The organism is Cupriavidus oxalaticus (assembly GCF_004768545.1).
In the GTDB taxonomy this organism is placed as follows: Bacteria; Pseudomonadota; Gammaproteobacteria; order Burkholderiales; family Burkholderiaceae; genus Cupriavidus; species Cupriavidus oxalaticus_A.
Genome location: NZ_CP038635.1, coordinates 234,626 through 252,177, shown reverse-complemented (window position 1 = coordinate 252,177; position 17,552 = coordinate 234,626). Strand labels below are relative to the sequence as shown.

The window sequence follows — 17,552 nt, the reverse complement described above, 5'->3', positions numbered from 1 at the left end:
TCAATCAATGAGGCGGAACCCCAACGGCGCGGGCAGCGGTGCTTATAGAGTAGGTGGCCGCGGCGCAGAGCAGGCAAACAAAAGGCCACCTCGCGGTGGCCCTCCCTGGGTACTTCGCCAGCAATGCAAGAGATCACCGGCACAACGCCCATATCCGGGGGCATTCCCCGAACGCATCCGTGCTGTGCTCCTCGACCCGATGGCGCAGCGCGTGCAGCCACGCCGCCATCCGCCGCATCGACCACGGTGCCGGCGTCTGGGCCAGCGTGAAGCGTGCTTCCGGGCCATCGCCCGACAGCCATACGCGATAGCCTTCCGGCAGCGCCAGTTCCTGGCCGGGCTCGAGCCAGATATCGTTGGGATTGCCTTCCACCGTCACCCACAGCTTGCCCGCCGCCGCGCAGACGGTCTGCCCGTAACCGGCGCGCCAGCTCACTGGCTGTCCGGGCTCGTCCAGTTCGAAAGTCCGTAGTTCGCGCATGATGCTCTCCTGATCAGCCTGGCGGAACCGATATCTCCGCCACGCTTCCATTATTCGCATCCCTCACTACAATCCCATGTACAGTTGTGAACAGTTTTCGATGAACTGTTCAGTAGTTTTCCCTGACAGTTGCACTGACAGTTGCATATCCCGGTTTCCCCCGGCTGCCTGCCTATGAAACTCATATTAGATGCTTCCACCGGGATTCCACTGACCGATCAGATCGTCAATGGCGTGAAGTCGTGGATCGGCAACCGCGAGGCCCGGCCGGGGGCAAAACTGCCCTCGATCCGCCAGCTGGCGGCGGAAAACGGCATCAGCCGCTTCCCCGTGATCGAGGCCTATGACCGGCTGGTGTCGCAGGGGCTGCTGGATTCGCGGCAGGGGTCGGGCTTCTACGTGGCGGACAGCCCGCTCGCGGGGCGCTCGGAGCGCGGCTGGTCGGACCCCAGCCTGGCGGAGGATCTTTCCGACCACATCCTGGAGCAGTTCAACCACCCCAGCAGCACGCTGAAGCTGGCCGGCGGCTTCGTGCCCGAGACCTGGCGCGACGTGGAAGGGCTGCAGCAGGCGATCCGCGCGATCTCGCGCACCGAGATCGACAGCGTGATCCACTACGCCACGCCGCTGGGCCATCCCGAACTGCGCAGGCAGGTGCTGCTGCGCGTGCGCCAGCTCGGCATCGCGGCGGAACTGCCGCAGGTGCTGATCACCACCGGTGCCAGCCAGGCGCTGGACCTGGTGGTGCGCCACCTGCTCAAGCCGGGCGATACGGTGTTCGTGGAGGACCCCGGCTACTACAACCTGTTCGGCCTGCTGCGGCTGCATGGCGTGCAGCTGGTGGGCGTGCCGCACACGCCCCACGGCCCGGACCCCGACGCGTGCGAGGCGCTGCTGCGCCAGCACAAGCCCAAGCTGTTCTTCACCAACAGCGTGCTGCAGAACCCCACCGGCTCGACGCTGGCGCCGCCGGTCGCGTTCCGGCTGCTGGAGCTGGCGCGCCGGCACGGCTTCCGCTTTGTCGAGGACGACATCTTCTCGGACTTCCAGACGCACTTCACCGACCGGCTGGCCACGCTGGACCAGCTCGAGCACGTGATCTACATCGGCGGGTTTTCCAAGACGGTGTCGGCGTCGCTGCGGATCGGCTACGTGGTGGCCGACAAGGCGCTGGTCAAGGACCTCGTCGACGTCAAGGTGCTGACCAGCGTCGCCGGCTCGCACTTCGCGGAAGCGGTCACGGCGGCGCTGCTGGAGCGCGGCGGCTATCGCAAATACATCGAGCGGCTGCGCCTGCGCGTGCGCGAGGCGTCGGCCAACGCGGTGCGGCAGCTGACCGGCTGCGGCTGGGAAGTGTTCTGCGAACCGAGCGGCGGCAACTTCCTGTGGGCGCGGCCACCTTTCATCGAGGATTCGCGCGACCTGGTGGCGCTGGGCGAGGAATTCGGCGTGACGCTGGCGCCGGGCAATTATTTCCGGCCCGGCGGCGAGGCCTCGGCCTGGATCCGCATCAACGCCGCCTATGCCAACGAGCCGCGCGCGGTGGCCTTCATGAAGGCCGCGGCGGAGCGCCGCCCGCGCTGACGCCTAGCCGCCGTGGTTATGCAGCACGGCGTTGCGCCGCGCGTAGGCGAAGTAGATCACCAGCCCCAGCGCCAGCCACACCAGGAAGGCAATCCAGGTCAGTGCCTGCAGGTGCGCCATCAGGAACAGGCAGAAGCCGACCGACAGCAGCGGCACCACCGGCACGCCCGGGCAGCGGAACGCGCGCGGCAGGTCGGGACGGGTCTTGCGCAGCACCAGCACCGCCACCGAGATCAGCGTAAAGGCCGCCAGCGTGCCGATATTGATCAGCTCGGCCAGCACGTTCAGCGGCACGAAGCCGGCAATCGCGGCAAAGATCAGGCCCACGGTCCAGGTGGCGAAGTAAGGCGTCGCATGCACGGGATGCACCGACGACAGCCGCTCCGGCAACAGCCCGTCGCGCGACATGGCGAAGATCACGCGGGTCTGGCCGTAGGTCATCACCAGGATCACCGTGGTCATGCCCAGGATCGCGCCCAGGTCGACAAAGCCCGCGACCCAGTTTTGCCCCGCGTATTGCAGCGCCAGCGACACCGGGTGGTCGACGCCGGCAAACTTGGCGAACGGCACGATGCCGGTCATGATCGCCGCCACCACGACATACAGCACCGTGCATACGGCCAGCGAGCCGACGATGCCGATCGGCAGGTCGCGGCGCGGGTTGCGCACTTCTTCGGCCGCAGAAGTCACCGCATCGAAGCCGATAAAGGCGAAGAACACCAGCGCCGCCGCATTGAAGATGCCGCTGAAGCCGAACGGCGCAAACGGCTCCCAGTTGGCCGGCTGCACGTGCCAGACGCCGACCGCGATAAACAGCACCACCACGCCGATCTTCACGGCCACCATCAGGTTGTTCACGCGCGTGGATTCGCGCACGCCGTAAGACACGACCCAGGTGATGGCCAGCATGATCAGGCAGGCCGGGAGGTTGATCAGGGTCTCCACGCCCGGCACCGAGCCCGGCGCGGCGGTCAGCGCCGCCGGCAGCTTCAGCCCGAAGCCCGCCATCAGCGACTGGAAATAGCCCGACCAGCCCACCGATACGGCCGAGGTGGCCAGCCCGTATTCCAGCAGCAGGTCCCACCCGATCATCCACGCGACGATCTCGCCAAGCGTGGCATAGCTGTAGGTATAGATCGATCCCGATACCGGGATGGCCGAGGCAAACTCCGCGTAGCACAACGCGGCAAAGCCGCACGCCAGCGCGGCAATGACGAAGGACACGGTCAGCGCCGGCCCCGCGGTCAGCGCGCCGGTGCCGGTCAGCACGAAAATCCCGGTGCCGATGATGGCGCCGATTCCCATCATCACCAGGTCGACCGGACCCAGCACCTTCCTCAAGCCGTCATCGCGCGCGACGGCCAGCATCGCGTCGATGTCCTTGGTGCGGAACAAACTCATTCAGACTCCTGCAGCAGTGGCCGGCGCGCCTGCTTCTGCATTGGCGGCGGCCCGGAAAAAGCGCGCTAGTTTACGCCTGCCGCACTGCGCGGACGTCACTTTCGGCGCCAGCGCCCCAGCGGGCACGACGTCGGAATGATAGAGAACGCGCGATCGCCCGGTGCTGACCGGCCTCAGCCGGCCTGAGCCGGCCTGAGCCGGCATCAGCCGCCGCACCCGGGCGCGGCAAGAATGCCGTCCACGCGAGCCAGCGCGGCGGAGAGCGGGTCCAGCATCAGCATGGCGGTGCCGGCGAGCGCCAGCACCACGAACAGGAGAATCCGGGCCTGCCGCGTGCACGGCATCGTGCAGGCCGCCGCCAGTGGCGCCAGCGTGGCGGACGCCAGCAGAAGTTTCAGCAACATGATGCCGATTCAACGGCTCGGTGCCACAGCCTGCGCCCGGCCAGTCGCCACCACCGGCAACGCCCCCGCCCGGCGCAGCCCGAACCACGAACATGCCGCCGAACACAGCGTGATCCCGACCAGCGCGACGATGGCGTGCCGGTAGCTGCGCGTGGCATCGAACGACCACGCGCCCAGCTGCACCGTCAGGAAGGCGCCCAACTGGTGGCCCAGGAACAGCAGCCCGAATACCTTGCCCTTGATCCGGCTGCCATAGCGCTCGAAGCAGAACATCGAGGTCAGGATCACCGTGCCCAGGTAGCTTGCGCCAAAGCCCATTGCAAAGGGCAGCACGCCAAGGCCCGGCACCAGCAGCAGCACCATCGACAGCGAGCGCAGTGCATAGAACCCCGCCAGCAGGCGATGCTTGTCCCACCGCAACGCCAGCGCGCCGGAGACAATGCCGCTGGCCAGCTCCAGCACGCCCAGCGTGCTCAGCGCGGTGCCCATCGCCAGCCGTGGCACGCCTTGTCCCTGCCAGTGCGCCACCAGGTGCACGTCGATGAAGGCCATGGTCGCTCCACAACCGAAGAAGCCCGCCGCCAGCGCATAGAAGACCGGGTCGCGCCGGACCACCGCCCATGCCGAGACCTCCGCCGCCTGCGGCGCCGGCGCGGCTCGCGGCTCCCGGCGCGAGGCCAGCCACAGCGCGCCAGCCACCGGCAGCGCGAACACCACCCCCGCCGCGCCGAAGGCCGTGGTCCATCCCGCCCGCGGCTGCAGCCAGATCCACAGCGGCGACAGCACGATGAATCCGATCGCGGTACCGTTCGTCACGACCGCATAGGCCAGTCCCTTCCTGCGCTCCTCGAACAGGCGATCGACCAGGATGCCCATCGGCACAAAGGTCATCGCCGCCAGGCCGAACGCGCCCGCCAGCCCGAACGCCAGCACGAAGAATGCGAGCGACTGGTGCCACCACGCCACGCTGCCCAGCGCCAGCCCCGCGGCCAATGCTCCCGTCGCGGCCGTGCGCAGCGGCCCGACCCGATCGCTTAGTGCGCCGACCACCGGCGACATCAGTCCCGTCGCCAGCATGAACACGCTGCCGGACCAGGCGAACTGCGCGCGGCCCTGGCCGAAGTGGGCAGCGAGGTCGACGAAATACACCTGGTACAGGCCCTTCACCGCGGTCGAGACGAACATCGCGGCAAAGCCGATGGCGACCAGCGCGAGGGTGATCGCGGGGATGCGGGTGCGGGTCATGGCGGTTCCTGTGTCGGGCGGGCTTGCCGACATGCTAAGCAACGCCATCCTGCCGCCACGGCAAGGTCGTGGACCAAAAAAGCAAATTTTCAGCCATGGCTGTTGCAGCGCCGCCGGATCGCGCGAGAATGGCGGCATCGGACCGTTCGCCCTTTCCTTGCCGCCATGACCACCGCCTATCTGCTGGTGCTGCCCAATGTCCACATGCTCGACCTCGGCGGCCCGCTCCAGATCTTTTCCTGCGTAGCGGAACTGGGCCTTGCACCGCTGCGGGTGCGCTGCGCGGGACCGCATTCGAGCGTCACGTCGTTCCAGGGACCGGCGTTGGGCAGGTCGAACGGCTGCCTGCGCGACTGGAACCGGGCGATGTGGTGCTGGCGATCGGCAGCAAACTTCTGGACACACTGACCACTTCCGCGGCGTGGCGTGATACGGCGGCCTGGCTCAGGGAAACGTTTGCCGACGGCAGGAACGCGGGCGTGCAGGTCGCCGCCGTCTGCACCGGCGCTTTCCTGCTGGGCGCCGCGGGCCTGCTCGACGGCCGCCTGTGCACCACCCACCATGGACATACCCGCCGCCTGCGCGCGCGGCATCCAGCCGCGTCGGTCATCGACAACCGGGTCTTCGTTCGCGATGGCAATGTATGGACGTCGGCCGGCGTTGCCTCCGGCATCGATCTCGCGCTGCGGCTGGTCGCCGACGCTTACGGCGATGACGCCGCCATCGCCGTCGCGCGCGACAACGTCGTGCCCTTCCGCCGCTTCAGCGGCGATCCGCAGCTGGCGCCGCAGTTCCGCGCGCGTTCGCATGGCAACGCACTGGTGCATGCGGTGCAGGACGCGATCACGCGCGAGCTCCATGCCAATGTCGCCGACCCGCGCTTCGCCGACCGCTTTGCCATCAGCGTGCGGCACCTGTCCCGCATCTTCCATGAGGAAACCGGCCTGACGCCCAAGCAATACCAGCTCACGCTGCGCATGGCACGCGCGCGCAAGCTGCTTGCGTCATCAAGCCTGGCCGTGGAGGAAATCGCGCTGAAGAGCGGCTTCGCCAGCGTGCAGGCCTTTCGTGCCTGCTGGAACAAGACTGAGTCAGCCACGCCGAGGGCGTACAGACAGGCGCGTGCCGGCACGCAATAGCCGACAGACACAAGCCCCGTACGAAAACCCCGGCTCACTACGATAAGAGTGGCCGCCCGCAGGGCCGTAAGTCAAACCAACCCTTACTTAGCCACCGGCATCGTAAATTCAGCCCCCTTGGCAATGGCATCCGGCCACCGCTGCATCACGCTCTTGTAGCGCGTATAGAACCGCACGCCTTCTTCGCCGTAGGCATGATGGTCGCCGAACAGCGAACGTTTCCATCCACCAAATGAATGCCAGGCCATAGGAACAGGGATGGGAACATTAATCCCGACCATACCAATCTGGATTTGCCGCGCAAACGCCCGTGCAATCCCGCCGTCGCTGGTGTAGCACGACACGCCGTTGCCAAACTCATGCGCATTGATCAACGCCACCGCCTCGGCAAAATCATGCACCCGCACTACCGACAAGACCGGTCCAAAAATCTCTTCCTTGTAGATGGTCATGTCGGGCTTCACATGATCGAACAACGTGCCACCGACGTAGAAGCCGTTTTCATGCCCTTCGACCTTGTGCCCCCGCCCATCGGTCACCAGCGTCGCGCCTTCTTCCACGCCCCTGGCGATATACCCCTCGACCTTGGCCTTGTGCGCCCTGGTCACCAGTGGACCCATTTCGGCGTCTGACTCCATCCCGTTACGGATCTTCAGCGCACGCGCCCGCTCCGCCAGCCGCGGCACCAGCTTGTCAGCAACGTCCCCCACCGCCACGGCAACGGAGATCGCCATGCAGCGCTCGCCCGCCGAGCCATAGGCCGCACCAATCAGCGCATCGACCGCCTGGTCCAGGTCCGCATCCGGCATCACCACCAGGTGGTTCTTGGCCCCGCCCAGCGCCTGCACCCGCTTGCCATGCCTGGTCCCTTCCGTATAGATGTACTCGGCAATCGGCGTCGAGCCAACGAACGACAAGGCCTGCACATCCGGATGCGCCAGCAGCGCATCGACTGCTTCCTTGTCCCCCTGCACGACGTTGAACACGCCATCGGGCAACCCGGCCTGCCGCAGCAGGTCGGCAATCAGCAAGCTGGGCGAAGGATCGCGCTCCGACGGCTTCAGCACGAACGTATTGCCGCATGCCAGCGCCACCGGGAACATCCACATCGGCACCATCACCGGGAAGTTGAACGGCGTGATCCCCGCCACCACGCCCAGCGGCTGGCGCAGGTTCCAGTTGTCGATGCCGCCACCGATGTTGTCGGTGAAGTCCGTCTTGAGCAGGTTGGGAATGCCGCAGCCAAACTCCACCACCTCGATGCCGCGCGTGACTTCGCCCCTGGCATCGGAGAACACCTTGCCATGCTCGCGCGTGATCAGCGCGGCCAGGTCGTCATGGTGCTGGTCGAGCAGCTCCTTGAACTTGAACAGGATGCGCGCGCGGCGCAGCGGCGGCGTCTCGGCCCATGCCGGAAACGCGGCCTTGGCGGCAGCCACCGCATCGGCAACGTCCTGTGCGGTGCCAAGTGCCACGCGCGCCGCAACTTCGCCGGTGGCGGGATTGAATACGTCAGCCAGGCGCTGGCCGCCGGCGCGGCGCACGGCACCGCCGATGTAATGATGGATTTCGGCCAGTTGCCGGTTTTCTGCAATGCTCACTTGGGATTCCTTCGATGGCCACGGCGCGCGCCGTGGCTTGCAATCAGGGAGAGAGAGGGAGAGAGCCGGCCCCGAAGGGCCGGCGGCAATGCGAGGCGGCGTGCGCCGCTTATTTGATGTCCTGCAGCGCTTTCTTCACCGTATCGAACAGTTCGCCGATCTGCGCTTCCGAGATGATCAGCGGCGGCGAGAACGCCAGGATGTCGCCGGTGTAGCGCACCAGCACGCCCAGCTCCAGGCACTTGAGGAAGGCCTCGTAGGCCCGCGCGCCGGGCTGGCCCGGACGCGGCTCCAGCTCGATCCCGGCCACCATGCCGAAGTTGCGGATGTCCTTCACGTGTGGCGCGCCGCGCACGCTGTGCACCGCCGCCTCGAACACCGGCGACAGCTCGGCCGCGCGGCCGAACAGGTTCTCGCGCTGGTACAGGTCGAGCGTGGCCACGGCAGCGGCGGCGGCCAGCGGGTGGCCGGAGTAGGTGTAGCCATGCAGCAGCTCGATCGTGCCCGGCGCGGCAGCATTGACTACGGCATCGTGCACTTCGCGGCGCACCGCCACGGCGCCCATCGGCACCGCCGCGTTGTTGATCGCCTTGGCCATGGTGATCAGGTCCGGCGTCACGTTGAAGCGCTCGGCTGCGGTGGCCGCGCCGAGGCGGCCGAAGGCGGTGATCACTTCATCGAAAATCAGCAGGATGCCGTGCTTGCTGGTGATCTCGCGCAGTTTTTCCAGGTAGCCGAGCGGCGGCACCAGCACGCCGGCGGAGCCGGCCAGCGGCTCGACGATCACGGCGGCGACGTTGGCCGGGTCATGCAGCGCAAGGATGCGCTCCAGCTCGTCGGCGAGATGCGCGCCCCATTGCGGCTGGCCCCTGGAGAAGGCGGCCTCGGCGATGTTGAGCGTAGCCGGCAGGTGATCCGTGCCCGGCATCAGGTTGGCCGAGTAGGCCTTGCGGTTCGGGCCGATGCCGCCCACCGCCATGCCGCCAAAGCCAACGCCGTGGTAGCCGCGCTCGCGGCCGATAAAGCGGGTGCGCTGGCCTTCGCCGCGCGCGCGGTGGTACGCCAGCGCGATCTTCAGCGCGGTGTCGACCGACTCCGAACCCGAGTTGGTGAAGAAGATGCGGTCCAGTCCCTGCGGCATGACCGCGGCCACTTTGGTGGCGGCCTCGAACGACAGCGGGTGGCCCATCTGGAACGGCGGCGCATAGTCCAGCGTTGCCGCCTGGCGCGCGACGGCGTCGGCGATTTCCTTGCGGCAGTGGCCCGCGGCCACGCACCAGAGGCCGGCGCAACCATCCAGGATCTGGCGGCCGTCGTGGGTGGTGTAGTACATGCCGCTTGCCGACGCGAGCAGGCGCGGCGCCGCCTTGTACTGGCGGTTGGCGGTGAAGGGCATCCACAGGGCATCGAGATCGGGAATCACGGTCTTGGCGGCGTCCATACGTCCTCCTCGGGGCAATTGGGCGGGTCGGTTGGCTGGTGCCGTTCCGGCCCGCTGAGAGTGGCGGGCACTGAAGCAGGCACGGAAACGGCGGCAATGACGGCCACTCTACCGGCGGCGTCTGGCCGACAAAATATACAGTACGGACAGCACCGCCTTACCGTACAGTTTGATCACGCCAAACCGTACAGGCAAGCAGCCGCGGCGCCCGCCGCGACCGCCACCGTGCCACGCAGCGTTTGCCGGCACCGTGCGGCATCCCACGCTGCACTGCGGCAATTTTCGCTACTTGGAATGGGCCTGCGCGCGTCGCCCCTGTGCGGCCGTTAAACTGTACAGGTTCGCGCCTACCGAGGTGCCTAGTGCAACGCTTCCGATGCTGACCCTGAACCTGACCCGCAGCCGCCGCGGCGGCGAAACCCTGACTGAGCAGATCGTCGCCGGCATCGCCGCGCTGGTGGAGCAGCGCGCGCTGCGCGCCGGTGCCACGCTGCCGTCGGTACGCCGCTTTGCCCAGCACCACCAGGTCAGCACCTTCACCGTGGCCGAGGCCTACGGGCGGCTGACCGCACTGGGCTACCTGGCCGCGCGGCCGGGCTCCGGCTACACCGTGGCGCACCGTCACGCGCCCACCGGCAGCGCCCGTGCGCCGCAATGGGAAGCGCCGGGGCTGAACGCGGCCTGGCTGCTGTCGGATGTGTTCGCCGATCATTCCGTGCCGATCAAGGCCGGCGCCGGCTGGCTCCCGGGGGACTGGCTCAACGAGGAAGGCCTGCACCAGGCTATGCGCGCCTCGGCCCGGGTGCCTGCGGCGCAGTTGTCTGGCTACGGCCATCCGTATGGTTTCGCGCCGCTACGCGAGCATATCGCCACCGGCCTCGGCCAGTACGGCATCCCGCTGCAGGCGCAGCAGGTGGTGCTGACGCAGGGCGCGACCCAGGCGCTGGACCTGGTGGTGCGCACGCTGCTGCGCGGCGGCGACACCGTGCTGGTGGAATCGCCCTGCTACTGCAACCTGCTGCAGATCCTGCGGCTGGCGGGGCTGCGCGTCATCGGCGTGCCGCGTTCGGCGGCCGGGCTCGACACCGATGCGCTCGACGACGCGATCCGCGCCCACGCCCCGCGCGCCCTCTTCGTCAACACCGTGCTGCAGAACCCGACCGGCGCCAGCCTCAGCAGCATGAACGCCTTCCGCGTGCTGCAGCTCGCCGAGCAGCACCGGCTGCTGGTGGTGGAAGACGATATCTACCGCGAGCTGGCGCCGGCTGGCTCGCCGATGCTGGCGGCCATGGACGGGTTGTCGCAGGTGGTCTACGTCAATGGCTTTTCCAAGACCATCACGCCGTCGCTGCGCGTGGGCTACCTTGCCGCCAGCCCGGACCTGGCCAAGGCTTTCGCGCGGACCAAGATGGCGGTCGGGCTGACCTCGTCCGAAGTGACCGAGCGCCTGGTCTACTCGGTGCTGACCAGCGGCCACTACGGTCGCCACGTGGCCGCGCTGGCCGAGCGGCTGCGCGCGCAGCAGGACCTGGTGACGGAAAAGATGGAGGCGCACGGCCTGGAGGTGCTGCTGCGCCCCGAAGGCGGAATGTTCGCCTGGGCGCGGCTGTGCGAAGACACCCAGCAGCGGCTGCAGGCGAGCCGGCGCGGCGAGCCGCTGAGCGGCAACCAGCTGGCCACGCTGGCGCTGGAGCACGGCATCTGGCTGGCGCCGGGCTCGTACTTCGAGCCGGACGAGACCGACTCGCCGTGGATCCGCTTCAACGTGGCCACCGGCGACGCGCCGCAGCTGTGGCAGTTCTTTGACAGCCTGGCACAGGCGCCGCGTGCCGCGGCCGCCTGATACCCTGATACCCGGCTACTTCAGAAGCGGTAATGTGGTTCGTGGCGGGAGCGCGGGCCGGCGCCGTTCCCAGGGCGCTGCCTCAACTCCAGAGGCGTTCGACGACCAGGCCTGCGGTGGCGCAGATGCCCACCCAGGTCACCAGTGCGATAGCGATAAAGCGATATGTCATCTCGGGGGCGACAATAAAGTCGTTGCGGGAATATGAATTCTTCGCAAAATCATACATCCATTCATGAATGTATGTAAGCGGCAATCGTATTTCCCTGAGATGGTCTGGGGGCTTTTCGTAACGTGGGAACACGAAAAAGCGCCTATTGCGGCATGCAACAGGCGCTGATGCGGCAAGATGCCGCGGGTCGGAGGGGTAACCGGGGACCTTCAGCCGCGCAGGAACGGCAGCACTTCCTCCAGCAGGCGCTCCGGCATCTCTTCGGCAATGTAGTGGCCGCACGGCAGCGCATGCCCGCGCACGCGCCGCGCCGCCTTGCGCCATTCGTCCAGCGGCCGGAAACATTGCCCGACGGCGCCCTGCTCGCCCCACAGCGCCAGCATCTCGCACTCGACCATGCGGCCCGCGGCAAGGTCGGCGCGGTCATGCTCGAGGTCGATGGTGGCACTGGCGCGGTAGTCCTCGCACAGCCCGTGGGCGGCGCCGGGCAGGTTCAGGCAGCGCAGGTACTCGGCCATGGCGGCATCGGTGAACGGCGCCAGCCCGGCGCTGCGGGCACCCATGGTCTGGCGCAGGTAGAGCGCGGGATCCGCTTCGATCAGCGTTTCCGGGAATGGCGCCGGCCGGATCAGGAAGAACCAGTGCCAGTAGGCGCGGGCAAAGGCCTCGCTGGTCTGCGCGTACATCGCCAGCGTGGGGGCGATATCCAGCGTCACCAGCCGCGTCACCGCCTGTGGATGATCGAGCACCAGCCGGTGCGCCACGCGCGCGCCGCGGTCGTGCGCCAGCACGCTGAACCGTTCGAAGCCGAGCGCGCGCATCAGCGTGAGCTGGTCGGCGGCCATGGTGCGCTTGCTGTAGTTGGCGTGGTCCGGCAAACCCGCGGGCTTGCCGCTGTCGCCATAGCCGCGCAGGTCTGCGGCCACCACGGTGAAATGCCGCGCCAGTTCGGGCGCCACCTTGTGCCAGATCGCATGGGTCTGCGGGTGGCCATGCAGCAACAGCAAGGCAGGCCCCTGGCCGCCGGCCACCGCGTGGATGGCAACGTCGCCGCAATCGATCCGGTGCGGCGTGAATCCTTCGAACATCGTCTGTCTCCATGGCTGGCGGGCGGCCGTCTGCATCCGTGCGGGCTAGTGTAATCACTAAGCGGTGCGACAGGATTTCCTGCGACGACACTCATTCGGTCGACAAATTCATGAATCTATCGCTGCCGGCCCGCCCCTGCCACCGGCAGGGATGCCGCCGGCCGCACCGCGGCGCTCTGCTACCCTTGCTGCATCCATATTGACTTCCAGCACACAGCAAGATCCGACCATGCATACCCATGACCTGTCCGCATGGACCCACAGCCATACCTTCGACGGTGGCAACCGCAACGCCGAGCGCGGCACGCGCCTGGTGATGATGATCACCGCCGTCGTGATGGTGGTGGAAATCGCCGCCGGCCTCTGGTTCAACTCGATGGCGCTGCTGGCCGACGGCTGGCACATGAGCTCGCACGCGCTGGCCATCGGCCTGTCCGCCTTTGCCTACGCGGCCGCGCGCCGCTACGCCAGCGACTGGCGCTTTGCCTTTGGCGCATGGAAGATCGAAGTGCTGGCCGCCTTTGCCAGTGCCGTGTTCCTGCTCTGCATTGCGGCGCTGATGGCGGCGGGTTCGGTCGAGCGGTTGTTCAGCCCGCAGGAAATTCATTACCGCGAGGCGATGATCGTGACCGCGCTGGGGCTGCTGGTCAACCTCGGCTGCGCGCTGATCCTGGGCGGACATGCTCATGGGCACGGTCATGACCATGGACATGACCACGGGCATCACCATCATGGGCATGACCACGACCATGGCCACGGCCACGGCCACCACCACGACATCAACTTGCGCGCGGCCTACGTCCACGTGCTGGCCGATGCGGCCACCTCGGTGCTGGCCATCGTGGCGCTGGCCGGCGGCTGGTGGCTGGGCTGGGCCTGGCTCGACCCGGTGATGGGCCTGGTGGGCGCGGCGCTGGTCGGCAAGTGGGCGATCGGCCTGCTGCGCCAGAGCGGCACCGTGCTGCTGGACCGCGAGATGGACCACCCGGTGGTCGAAGAAGTGCGCGAGGTGCTGGCCGGGCTAGACCGCGACGGCCGCCCTGGCGACGAAGGCACCGGCGTGACCGACCTGCATGTCTGGCGCGTCGGCCGCCAGCATTTTGCCTGCATCGTCTGCCTGGTCACGCATGACGCCACGCTGACGCCGCTGCGCGTGCGCCAGGCGCTGTCCGTGCATGAGGAGCTGGTGCACGTGACCGTCGAGATCAGCCGCTGCGAGGGCACGCACTGAAGCACCCGCGGAACCAAGCACGCGGAAAGCGCGCGCCACGCTGGGGGCGTGCGGTCAGCCCAGCTCGCACCACATGCACAGCGGCGGCGTATCGGTGTGCCGCTGGAATTCGCCGGACGACAGCACCTCCTGCGGCAGTTTCGATGCCGGCACCAGCGTAAAGCCGTAGCGCGCGAAATAGCTCGGGCAACTCGATGCCAGCAGCACCGCGCGCTGCAGGCCATTCGAGCGCGCGCGCATCAGCGCGGCGCGCACCACATGCGTCGCCACGCCCTGGTCGCGGTGCTCGGGCAATACCGCCACCGAGCGGATCACCACGGTCTGGCCGAACGGCTCGCCGGCGGCGCAGCCGATGATCCTCGATTCGAGGATGGCCACATGGAAGTGCTCCAGCACGCGGAACACATCGTCGGTCGGCAGGCCGCAGCGCTCTAGCAGCGCCCCCACCGCTGGCGCGTCCGAGGGCATCGCCGCCCGGATTCGCAGGTCTTTCATCATCAGGAGCCTCTTTTCTTCACATCACTTGGCGACGGGAACACCATGGAAGCCCGGCATGGTCGCACCGCCATCCTGGCGGCGCTCTGTGCGCACAGGCCGGTCTGGCCTGACCGCCCAACACTAACCGATTCGATCGCTTTGTACTATCAGGGAAGAACAGGGCAAACCGGTGTCGGAAATTGGCCCGCCGCATTACGCACAGGGCAATGGCGGCAACGTGGCGCAGGCGCACCCCATCGCGGGCATAACGCGGCGCAGGTGTGAAGAAGGAATGGCGCTACAGGAGAGGAAAACTGGAGGCGGGGATCCGGAATCGAACCGTCGTACACGGCTTTGCAGGCCGTTGCATCACCACTCTGCCACCCCGCCGTGGATGGCGCGCCATGCCGGCGCGTCGTGCTGCGGGCCGCAGTGTAGCGGGAAATGGAAAAGTCTGCAGGGCGCTGCGCGGACGGCAGCGCCGGCACCGGCGCCAGTCAGTCGCCGATCTCGCCAATGGCCGACTGGACGTAGTTCTGCAGGCCAACCTTGCCGATCAGCTCGATTTGCGACTCGAGCCAGTCGATATGCGATTCGGTGGCTTCCAGGATATCGACCACCACCTCGCGCGAAACATAATCGCCGATCGACTCCAGATACTTGATCGCATCCTTGCAACTGGCCTGTGAAACCTGTTCCAGCTTCAGGTCGCAGCCGAGCATTTCTTCGGTGTTTTCGCCGAGCAGCAATTTGTCGAGGTCCTGCAGGTTGGGCAAGCCATCGAGCAGCAGGATGCGCTCGATCAGCTTGTCGGCATGCTTCATTTCCTCGATCGATTCTTCGTACTCGTGCTTGCCCAAAGCATTGAGACCCCAATGCCGGTACATGCGCGCATGCAGGAAATACTGGTTGATGGCGGTCAGCTCATGCCGGAGCTGGCCGTTGAGCATCTGAATCGCTTTCTTGTCGCTTTTCATGACAGCACCACCGACCCCTCGATTCGGGTGGATCAATTTTCATTATCGTGGCCAGCGCGCCGCTGCAGACAATATTGCGCCGTGCCTTTCATGGTAGCCCGGCAAAGGGGGACATCAAGCAAATTCGGCTGTTATTGGCCGATTATCCGGCGCTATTGCATATGAGAATGGCAATGGTTTCCATTCGGTTTTCGTTAGCGCATGAAAAGCCGCATCCGGCGCATCCGGCATTAATACGCCGGCCTTCCGGACAATACTGGTGAATAAAAAAAACGGGCGCACACGGCATCTTGCCGCGGCGCCCGCCATGGCAGGAACCGGAAGGAAATCAGTCGAGCCGCGCGCCCGAATCCGCGACCAGCGTCTTCAGCACCGGCCAGTCGCGCGCATACAGCGCCTGCGCCTCTGCCGGCGAGCTGCCTACCGTGCGCAGCCCCAGCGCGACCATGCGCGCCTGCATGTCGGGGGTCTGCAGGATCGCCTTCACCTCGCTTTCGAGCCTGGCCAGGATAGGCGCCGGCACGCCGACCGGGGCCACCAGCCCGATCCAGCCTACCGTCTTGAACGCGCTGTCCTGCATGCCCAGCTCGGCAAAGGTCGGCATCGCGGGCAGCGCGCTGCTGCGCTGCGTGCCGGTAACGGCCAGCGCCTTGAGCTTGCCGCTCTCGATATACGGCCTGGCCGTCAGGATGCTGGCAAAGCCGAACTGCACCTGGCCGCCGAGCAGGTCCTGCAGCATCGGTGCCTCGCCCTTGTAGGGCACGTGGGTGGCGTTGCCGCGGGTGAGCTTGCTGAGGTAGGCGCCGCTCAGGTGCGACAGCGAGCCCACGCCCCATGAGGCATAGGTAGCCTTGCCGGCCTGGGCGCGGGCATAGTCGCCCAGCTCGCGCGGCGTGCGTGCCGGCACCGACGGGTGCGCCACCAGCACCAGCTGCGCGTCGGCCAGCACGCTGATCATGGTCAGGTCCTTGCGCGGGTCGTACGGCAGCTTCTCGAACAGGAACTGGTTGGTGAGCACCGACTGCGTCAGCGTCATCAGCAGCGTGTAGCCGTCCGGCGCCGCCTTGGCCACGGCATCAGTGCCGATGATGCCGGACGCGCCGGCCTTGTTCTCCACGACCACCGGCTGGCCCAGCCGCTTGCTGAGCTTCTCGCCCATCGCGCGGGCGATGGTGTCGGTGCCGCCGCCGGCCACGTAGGGCACCACCAGGCGGATCGGCTTGGCCGGATAGGTCTGTGCCACGGCCGGCAGGCCGAGGCTGAGCGAAAGCCCGCTGATTGCGAGCGCGAGCCATGCGCGTCGTTTCATGTCGTCTCCAGATCGTCTTTATGGTTTTGGAGAACAACGGTAGCGGGCTTGAGAAAATACGTCCAATGCAATATTTTTCAGATTTCCATGCATAGAAGGTTAAGTTGATGGGCCTGCGCCAGCTGCATCACTTCGTCACCCTGGTCGAACAAGGCAGCTTCGCGCGCGCGGCCGCGGCGCTGCACCTGTCGCAACCGGCACTGACGCGCAGCATCCAGGCGCTGGAGGCCGACCTCGGCACACTGGTCGACCGCAGCTACGGCAAGGTTCGTCCCACCGCCGCCGGCACGCTGGTGCTGGAACGCGCGCGCCGGATGCTGCGCGAAAGCCGCGAACTGCGCCGCGACCTGCAACTGCTGGACGAAGTGGAGATCGGCGAGGTCCGCGCCGGCTTCGGACCGTTCGCGGCATCGTTCCTGCTCGACCCGGTACTGGAAGCGCTGGTACGGCGCTATCCGCGCCTGCGCATCGACGTGGAGACCGCCGACACCACCACCATGCTGCGCGCGCTGGAAGCCGAGCGCCTCGATGTCTTCGTCGGCGAAAGCCGCAGCCTGGCCCAGTTCGGCCACTTGCAGATCGAGCGCCTGCCCGCGCTGGAGACCGGCTTCTTCGTGCGCGCCGCGCACCCGCTGGCGCATCAAGGCGATATCAGCCTTGCCAGCCTGCGCGACTATCCCGTGGCCGGTCCGCGGCTGCCGGCCCATATCCGGCAGTTCTTCCGAGAGGCGATGCAGGCCGCCGGCAGCGGCGCGGCCGATGACGACAGCACCGGCCTGCTTACCGCCACCTGCAATGACATGCACGCGCTGCGCGCGCTGATGCTGTCCGGCGATGCCGTCGCGCTGGTGCCGGTGGCGATGATGGCCGACGCGTGCGCGCAAGGCACGGCCGTGCCGCTGCAGATGCGCCCGCGCCACGACCTGCGCGCGCAGTACGGGATCGTGTCGCTGGCCGGGCATACGCCGTCGCCGGCAACGCGCGCATTCGTGGCCCAGGTGCACGCGGCACTGGCGGACTACCCGGCGGCAGAGTCTGGCGCCGTACCGGTTCACTAGAAATTCTCAGGGCAGCCGGGAAAAAATCTTCAGATCGCGAGCCGGACCGGCATGCTATGTTGGCCGCGGGTCACACCTTCCACCGAGGTCGCTCCGGAGGC

17 protein-coding genes and 1 tRNA gene are annotated in these 17,552 nt (G+C 67.1%); 6 read left to right on the top strand and 12 right to left on the bottom strand.

Annotation, left to right across the window (positions count from 1 at the left end):
• Nucleotides 1-133: 133 nt before the first annotated feature.
• A complete protein-coding gene (locus tag E0W60_RS11975) occupies nucleotides 134-481 on the bottom strand; it encodes a DUF2917 domain-containing protein (protein ID WP_133093552.1) in 348 nt (115 codons plus the stop codon).
• Between the two features lie 174 nt (nucleotides 482-655).
• On the opposite strand from E0W60_RS11975, the gene E0W60_RS11970 reads away from it, so the two are divergent.
• Nucleotides 656-2,065 (top strand): PLP-dependent aminotransferase family protein, encoded by a 1,410-nt coding sequence (locus tag E0W60_RS11970; protein WP_135704285.1) that lies wholly within the window; start codon nucleotides 656-658, stop codon nucleotides 2,063-2,065.
• A gap of 3 nt (nucleotides 2,066-2,068) precedes the next feature.
• Here E0W60_RS11970 and E0W60_RS11965 read toward each other — a convergent pair whose 3' ends face one another.
• The 3 genes from E0W60_RS11965 to E0W60_RS11955 all read right to left on the bottom strand — a co-directional run bounded on the left by E0W60_RS11965 (nucleotide 2,069) and on the right by E0W60_RS11955 (nucleotide 5,115).
• A complete protein-coding gene (locus E0W60_RS11965; RefSeq protein ID WP_135704283.1) occupies nucleotides 2,069-3,466 on the bottom strand; it encodes an amino acid permease in 1,398 nt (465 codons plus the stop codon).
• A gap of 203 nt (nucleotides 3,467-3,669) precedes the next feature.
• Complete coding sequence (locus E0W60_RS11960; RefSeq protein ID WP_133093549.1) at nucleotides 3,670-3,870, bottom strand: hypothetical protein; 201 nt, start codon at nucleotides 3,868-3,870, stop codon at nucleotides 3,670-3,672.
• A 9-nt stretch (nucleotides 3,871-3,879) separates the two neighbouring features.
• Entirely contained in the window at nucleotides 3,880-5,115 is a 1,236-nt protein-coding gene (locus E0W60_RS11955; protein WP_135704281.1) for an MFS transporter, read from the bottom strand.
• Nucleotides 5,116-5,280: 165 nt separating this feature from the next.
• Here E0W60_RS11955 and E0W60_RS38185 point away from each other — a divergent pair, with 165 nt between their 5' ends.
• Both E0W60_RS38185 and E0W60_RS11950 read left to right on the top strand, forming a co-directional pair.
• Nucleotides 5,281-5,523: a hypothetical protein gene (locus E0W60_RS38185; protein ID WP_346769557.1), complete on the top strand. Its 243-nt coding sequence runs from the start codon at nucleotides 5,281-5,283 to the stop codon at nucleotides 5,521-5,523.
• Between the two features lie 71 nt (nucleotides 5,524-5,594).
• Nucleotides 5,595-6,254 carry a GlxA family transcriptional regulator gene (locus E0W60_RS11950; RefSeq protein ID WP_346769556.1) on the top strand — a complete coding sequence of 220 codons (660 nt, stop codon included), beginning with the start codon at nucleotides 5,595-5,597 and terminating at the stop codon, nucleotides 6,252-6,254.
• An 83-nt stretch (nucleotides 6,255-6,337) separates the two neighbouring features.
• Here the strand turns inward: E0W60_RS11950 and E0W60_RS11945 are convergent, their stop codons facing one another.
• Both E0W60_RS11945 and E0W60_RS11940 read right to left on the bottom strand, forming a co-directional pair.
• Complete coding sequence (locus tag E0W60_RS11945; protein ID WP_135704279.1) at nucleotides 6,338-7,855, bottom strand: CoA-acylating methylmalonate-semialdehyde dehydrogenase; 1,518 nt, start codon at nucleotides 7,853-7,855, stop codon at nucleotides 6,338-6,340.
• A 109-nt stretch (nucleotides 7,856-7,964) separates the two neighbouring features.
• Nucleotides 7,965-9,296, bottom strand: a complete 1,332-nt coding sequence (locus tag E0W60_RS11940; RefSeq protein WP_133098197.1) for an aspartate aminotransferase family protein — start codon at nucleotides 9,294-9,296, stop codon at nucleotides 7,965-7,967.
• A gap of 376 nt (nucleotides 9,297-9,672) precedes the next feature.
• On the opposite strand from E0W60_RS11940, the gene E0W60_RS11935 reads away from it, so the two are divergent.
• On the top strand, nucleotides 9,673-11,139 hold the full coding sequence (locus tag E0W60_RS11935) for a PLP-dependent aminotransferase family protein (RefSeq protein ID WP_135704277.1): 1,467 nt from the start codon (nucleotides 9,673-9,675) through the stop codon (nucleotides 11,137-11,139).
• Between the two features lie 82 nt (nucleotides 11,140-11,221).
• Here E0W60_RS11935 and E0W60_RS11930 read toward each other — a convergent pair whose 3' ends face one another.
• Complete coding sequence (locus E0W60_RS11930; protein ID WP_135704276.1) at nucleotides 11,222-11,443, bottom strand: hypothetical protein; 222 nt, start codon at nucleotides 11,441-11,443, stop codon at nucleotides 11,222-11,224.
• Nucleotides 11,444-11,520: 77 nt separating this feature from the next.
• A complete protein-coding gene (locus E0W60_RS11925) occupies nucleotides 11,521-12,399 on the bottom strand; it encodes an alpha/beta fold hydrolase (RefSeq protein ID WP_135704274.1) in 879 nt (292 codons plus the stop codon).
• Between the two features lie 229 nt (nucleotides 12,400-12,628).
• Here E0W60_RS11925 and dmeF point away from each other — a divergent pair, with 229 nt between their 5' ends.
• On the top strand, nucleotides 12,629-13,630 hold the full coding sequence (gene dmeF, locus E0W60_RS11920; protein WP_135704272.1) for a CDF family Co(II)/Ni(II) efflux transporter DmeF: 1,002 nt from the start codon (nucleotides 12,629-12,631) through the stop codon (nucleotides 13,628-13,630).
• Nucleotides 13,631-13,684: 54 nt separating this feature from the next.
• Here the strand turns inward: dmeF and E0W60_RS11915 are convergent, their stop codons facing one another.
• The 4 genes from E0W60_RS11915 to E0W60_RS11900 all read right to left on the bottom strand — a co-directional run bounded on the left by E0W60_RS11915 (nucleotide 13,685) and on the right by E0W60_RS11900 (nucleotide 16,393).
• On the bottom strand, nucleotides 13,685-14,128 hold the full coding sequence (locus tag E0W60_RS11915; RefSeq protein ID WP_135704270.1) for a GNAT family N-acetyltransferase: 444 nt from the start codon (nucleotides 14,126-14,128) through the stop codon (nucleotides 13,685-13,687).
• A 294-nt stretch (nucleotides 14,129-14,422) separates the two neighbouring features.
• Nucleotides 14,423-14,497: transfer RNA gene (locus tag E0W60_RS11910), tRNA-Cys, on the bottom strand.
• A 107-nt stretch (nucleotides 14,498-14,604) separates the two neighbouring features.
• Entirely contained in the window at nucleotides 14,605-15,084 is a 480-nt protein-coding gene (gene bfr, locus E0W60_RS11905; protein ID WP_133098191.1) for a bacterioferritin, read from the bottom strand.
• 328 nt (nucleotides 15,085-15,412) lie between these two features.
• A complete protein-coding gene (locus E0W60_RS11900) occupies nucleotides 15,413-16,393 on the bottom strand; it encodes a Bug family tripartite tricarboxylate transporter substrate binding protein (RefSeq protein WP_135704268.1) in 981 nt (326 codons plus the stop codon).
• A gap of 107 nt (nucleotides 16,394-16,500) precedes the next feature.
• On the opposite strand from E0W60_RS11900, the gene E0W60_RS11895 reads away from it, so the two are divergent.
• Nucleotides 16,501-17,451, top strand: a complete 951-nt coding sequence (locus E0W60_RS11895; RefSeq protein ID WP_135704266.1) for a LysR family transcriptional regulator — start codon at nucleotides 16,501-16,503, stop codon at nucleotides 17,449-17,451.
• Nucleotides 17,452-17,552 lie beyond the last annotated feature (101 nt).

Coding starts and splice junctions, on each gene's coding strand:
- E0W60_RS11965 (WP_135704283.1), bottom strand. CDS start 3,466: ATGAGTTTGTTCCGCACCAAGGACATCGACGCGATGCTGGCCGTCGCG.
- E0W60_RS11925 (WP_135704274.1), bottom strand. CDS start 12,399: ATGTTCGAAGGATTCACGCCGCACCGGATCGATTGCGGCGACGTTGCC.
- E0W60_RS11900 (WP_135704268.1), bottom strand. CDS start 16,393: ATGAAACGACGCGCATGGCTCGCGCTCGCAATCAGCGGGCTTTCGCTC.
- dmeF (WP_135704272.1), top strand. CDS start 12,629: ATGCATACCCATGACCTGTCCGCATGGACCCACAGCCATACCTTCGAC.
- E0W60_RS11935 (WP_135704277.1), top strand. CDS start 9,673: ATGCTGACCCTGAACCTGACCCGCAGCCGCCGCGGCGGCGAAACCCTG.
- E0W60_RS11970 (WP_135704285.1), top strand. CDS start 656: ATGAAACTCATATTAGATGCTTCCACCGGGATTCCACTGACCGATCAG.
- bfr (WP_133098191.1), bottom strand. CDS start 15,084: ATGAAAAGCGACAAGAAAGCGATTCAGATGCTCAACGGCCAGCTCCGG.
- E0W60_RS11960 (WP_133093549.1), bottom strand. CDS start 3,870: ATGTTGCTGAAACTTCTGCTGGCGTCCGCCACGCTGGCGCCACTGGCG.
- E0W60_RS11940 (WP_133098197.1), bottom strand. CDS start 9,296: ATGGACGCCGCCAAGACCGTGATTCCCGATCTCGATGCCCTGTGGATG.
- E0W60_RS11975 (WP_133093552.1), bottom strand. CDS start 481: ATGCGCGAACTACGGACTTTCGAACTGGACGAGCCCGGACAGCCAGTG.
- E0W60_RS11915 (WP_135704270.1), bottom strand. CDS start 14,128: ATGATGAAAGACCTGCGAATCCGGGCGGCGATGCCCTCGGACGCGCCA.
- E0W60_RS11955 (WP_135704281.1), bottom strand. CDS start 5,115: ATGACCCGCACCCGCATCCCCGCGATCACCCTCGCGCTGGTCGCCATC.
- E0W60_RS38185 (WP_346769557.1), top strand. CDS start 5,281: ATGACCACCGCCTATCTGCTGGTGCTGCCCAATGTCCACATGCTCGAC.
- E0W60_RS11895 (WP_135704266.1), top strand. CDS start 16,501: ATGGGCCTGCGCCAGCTGCATCACTTCGTCACCCTGGTCGAACAAGGC.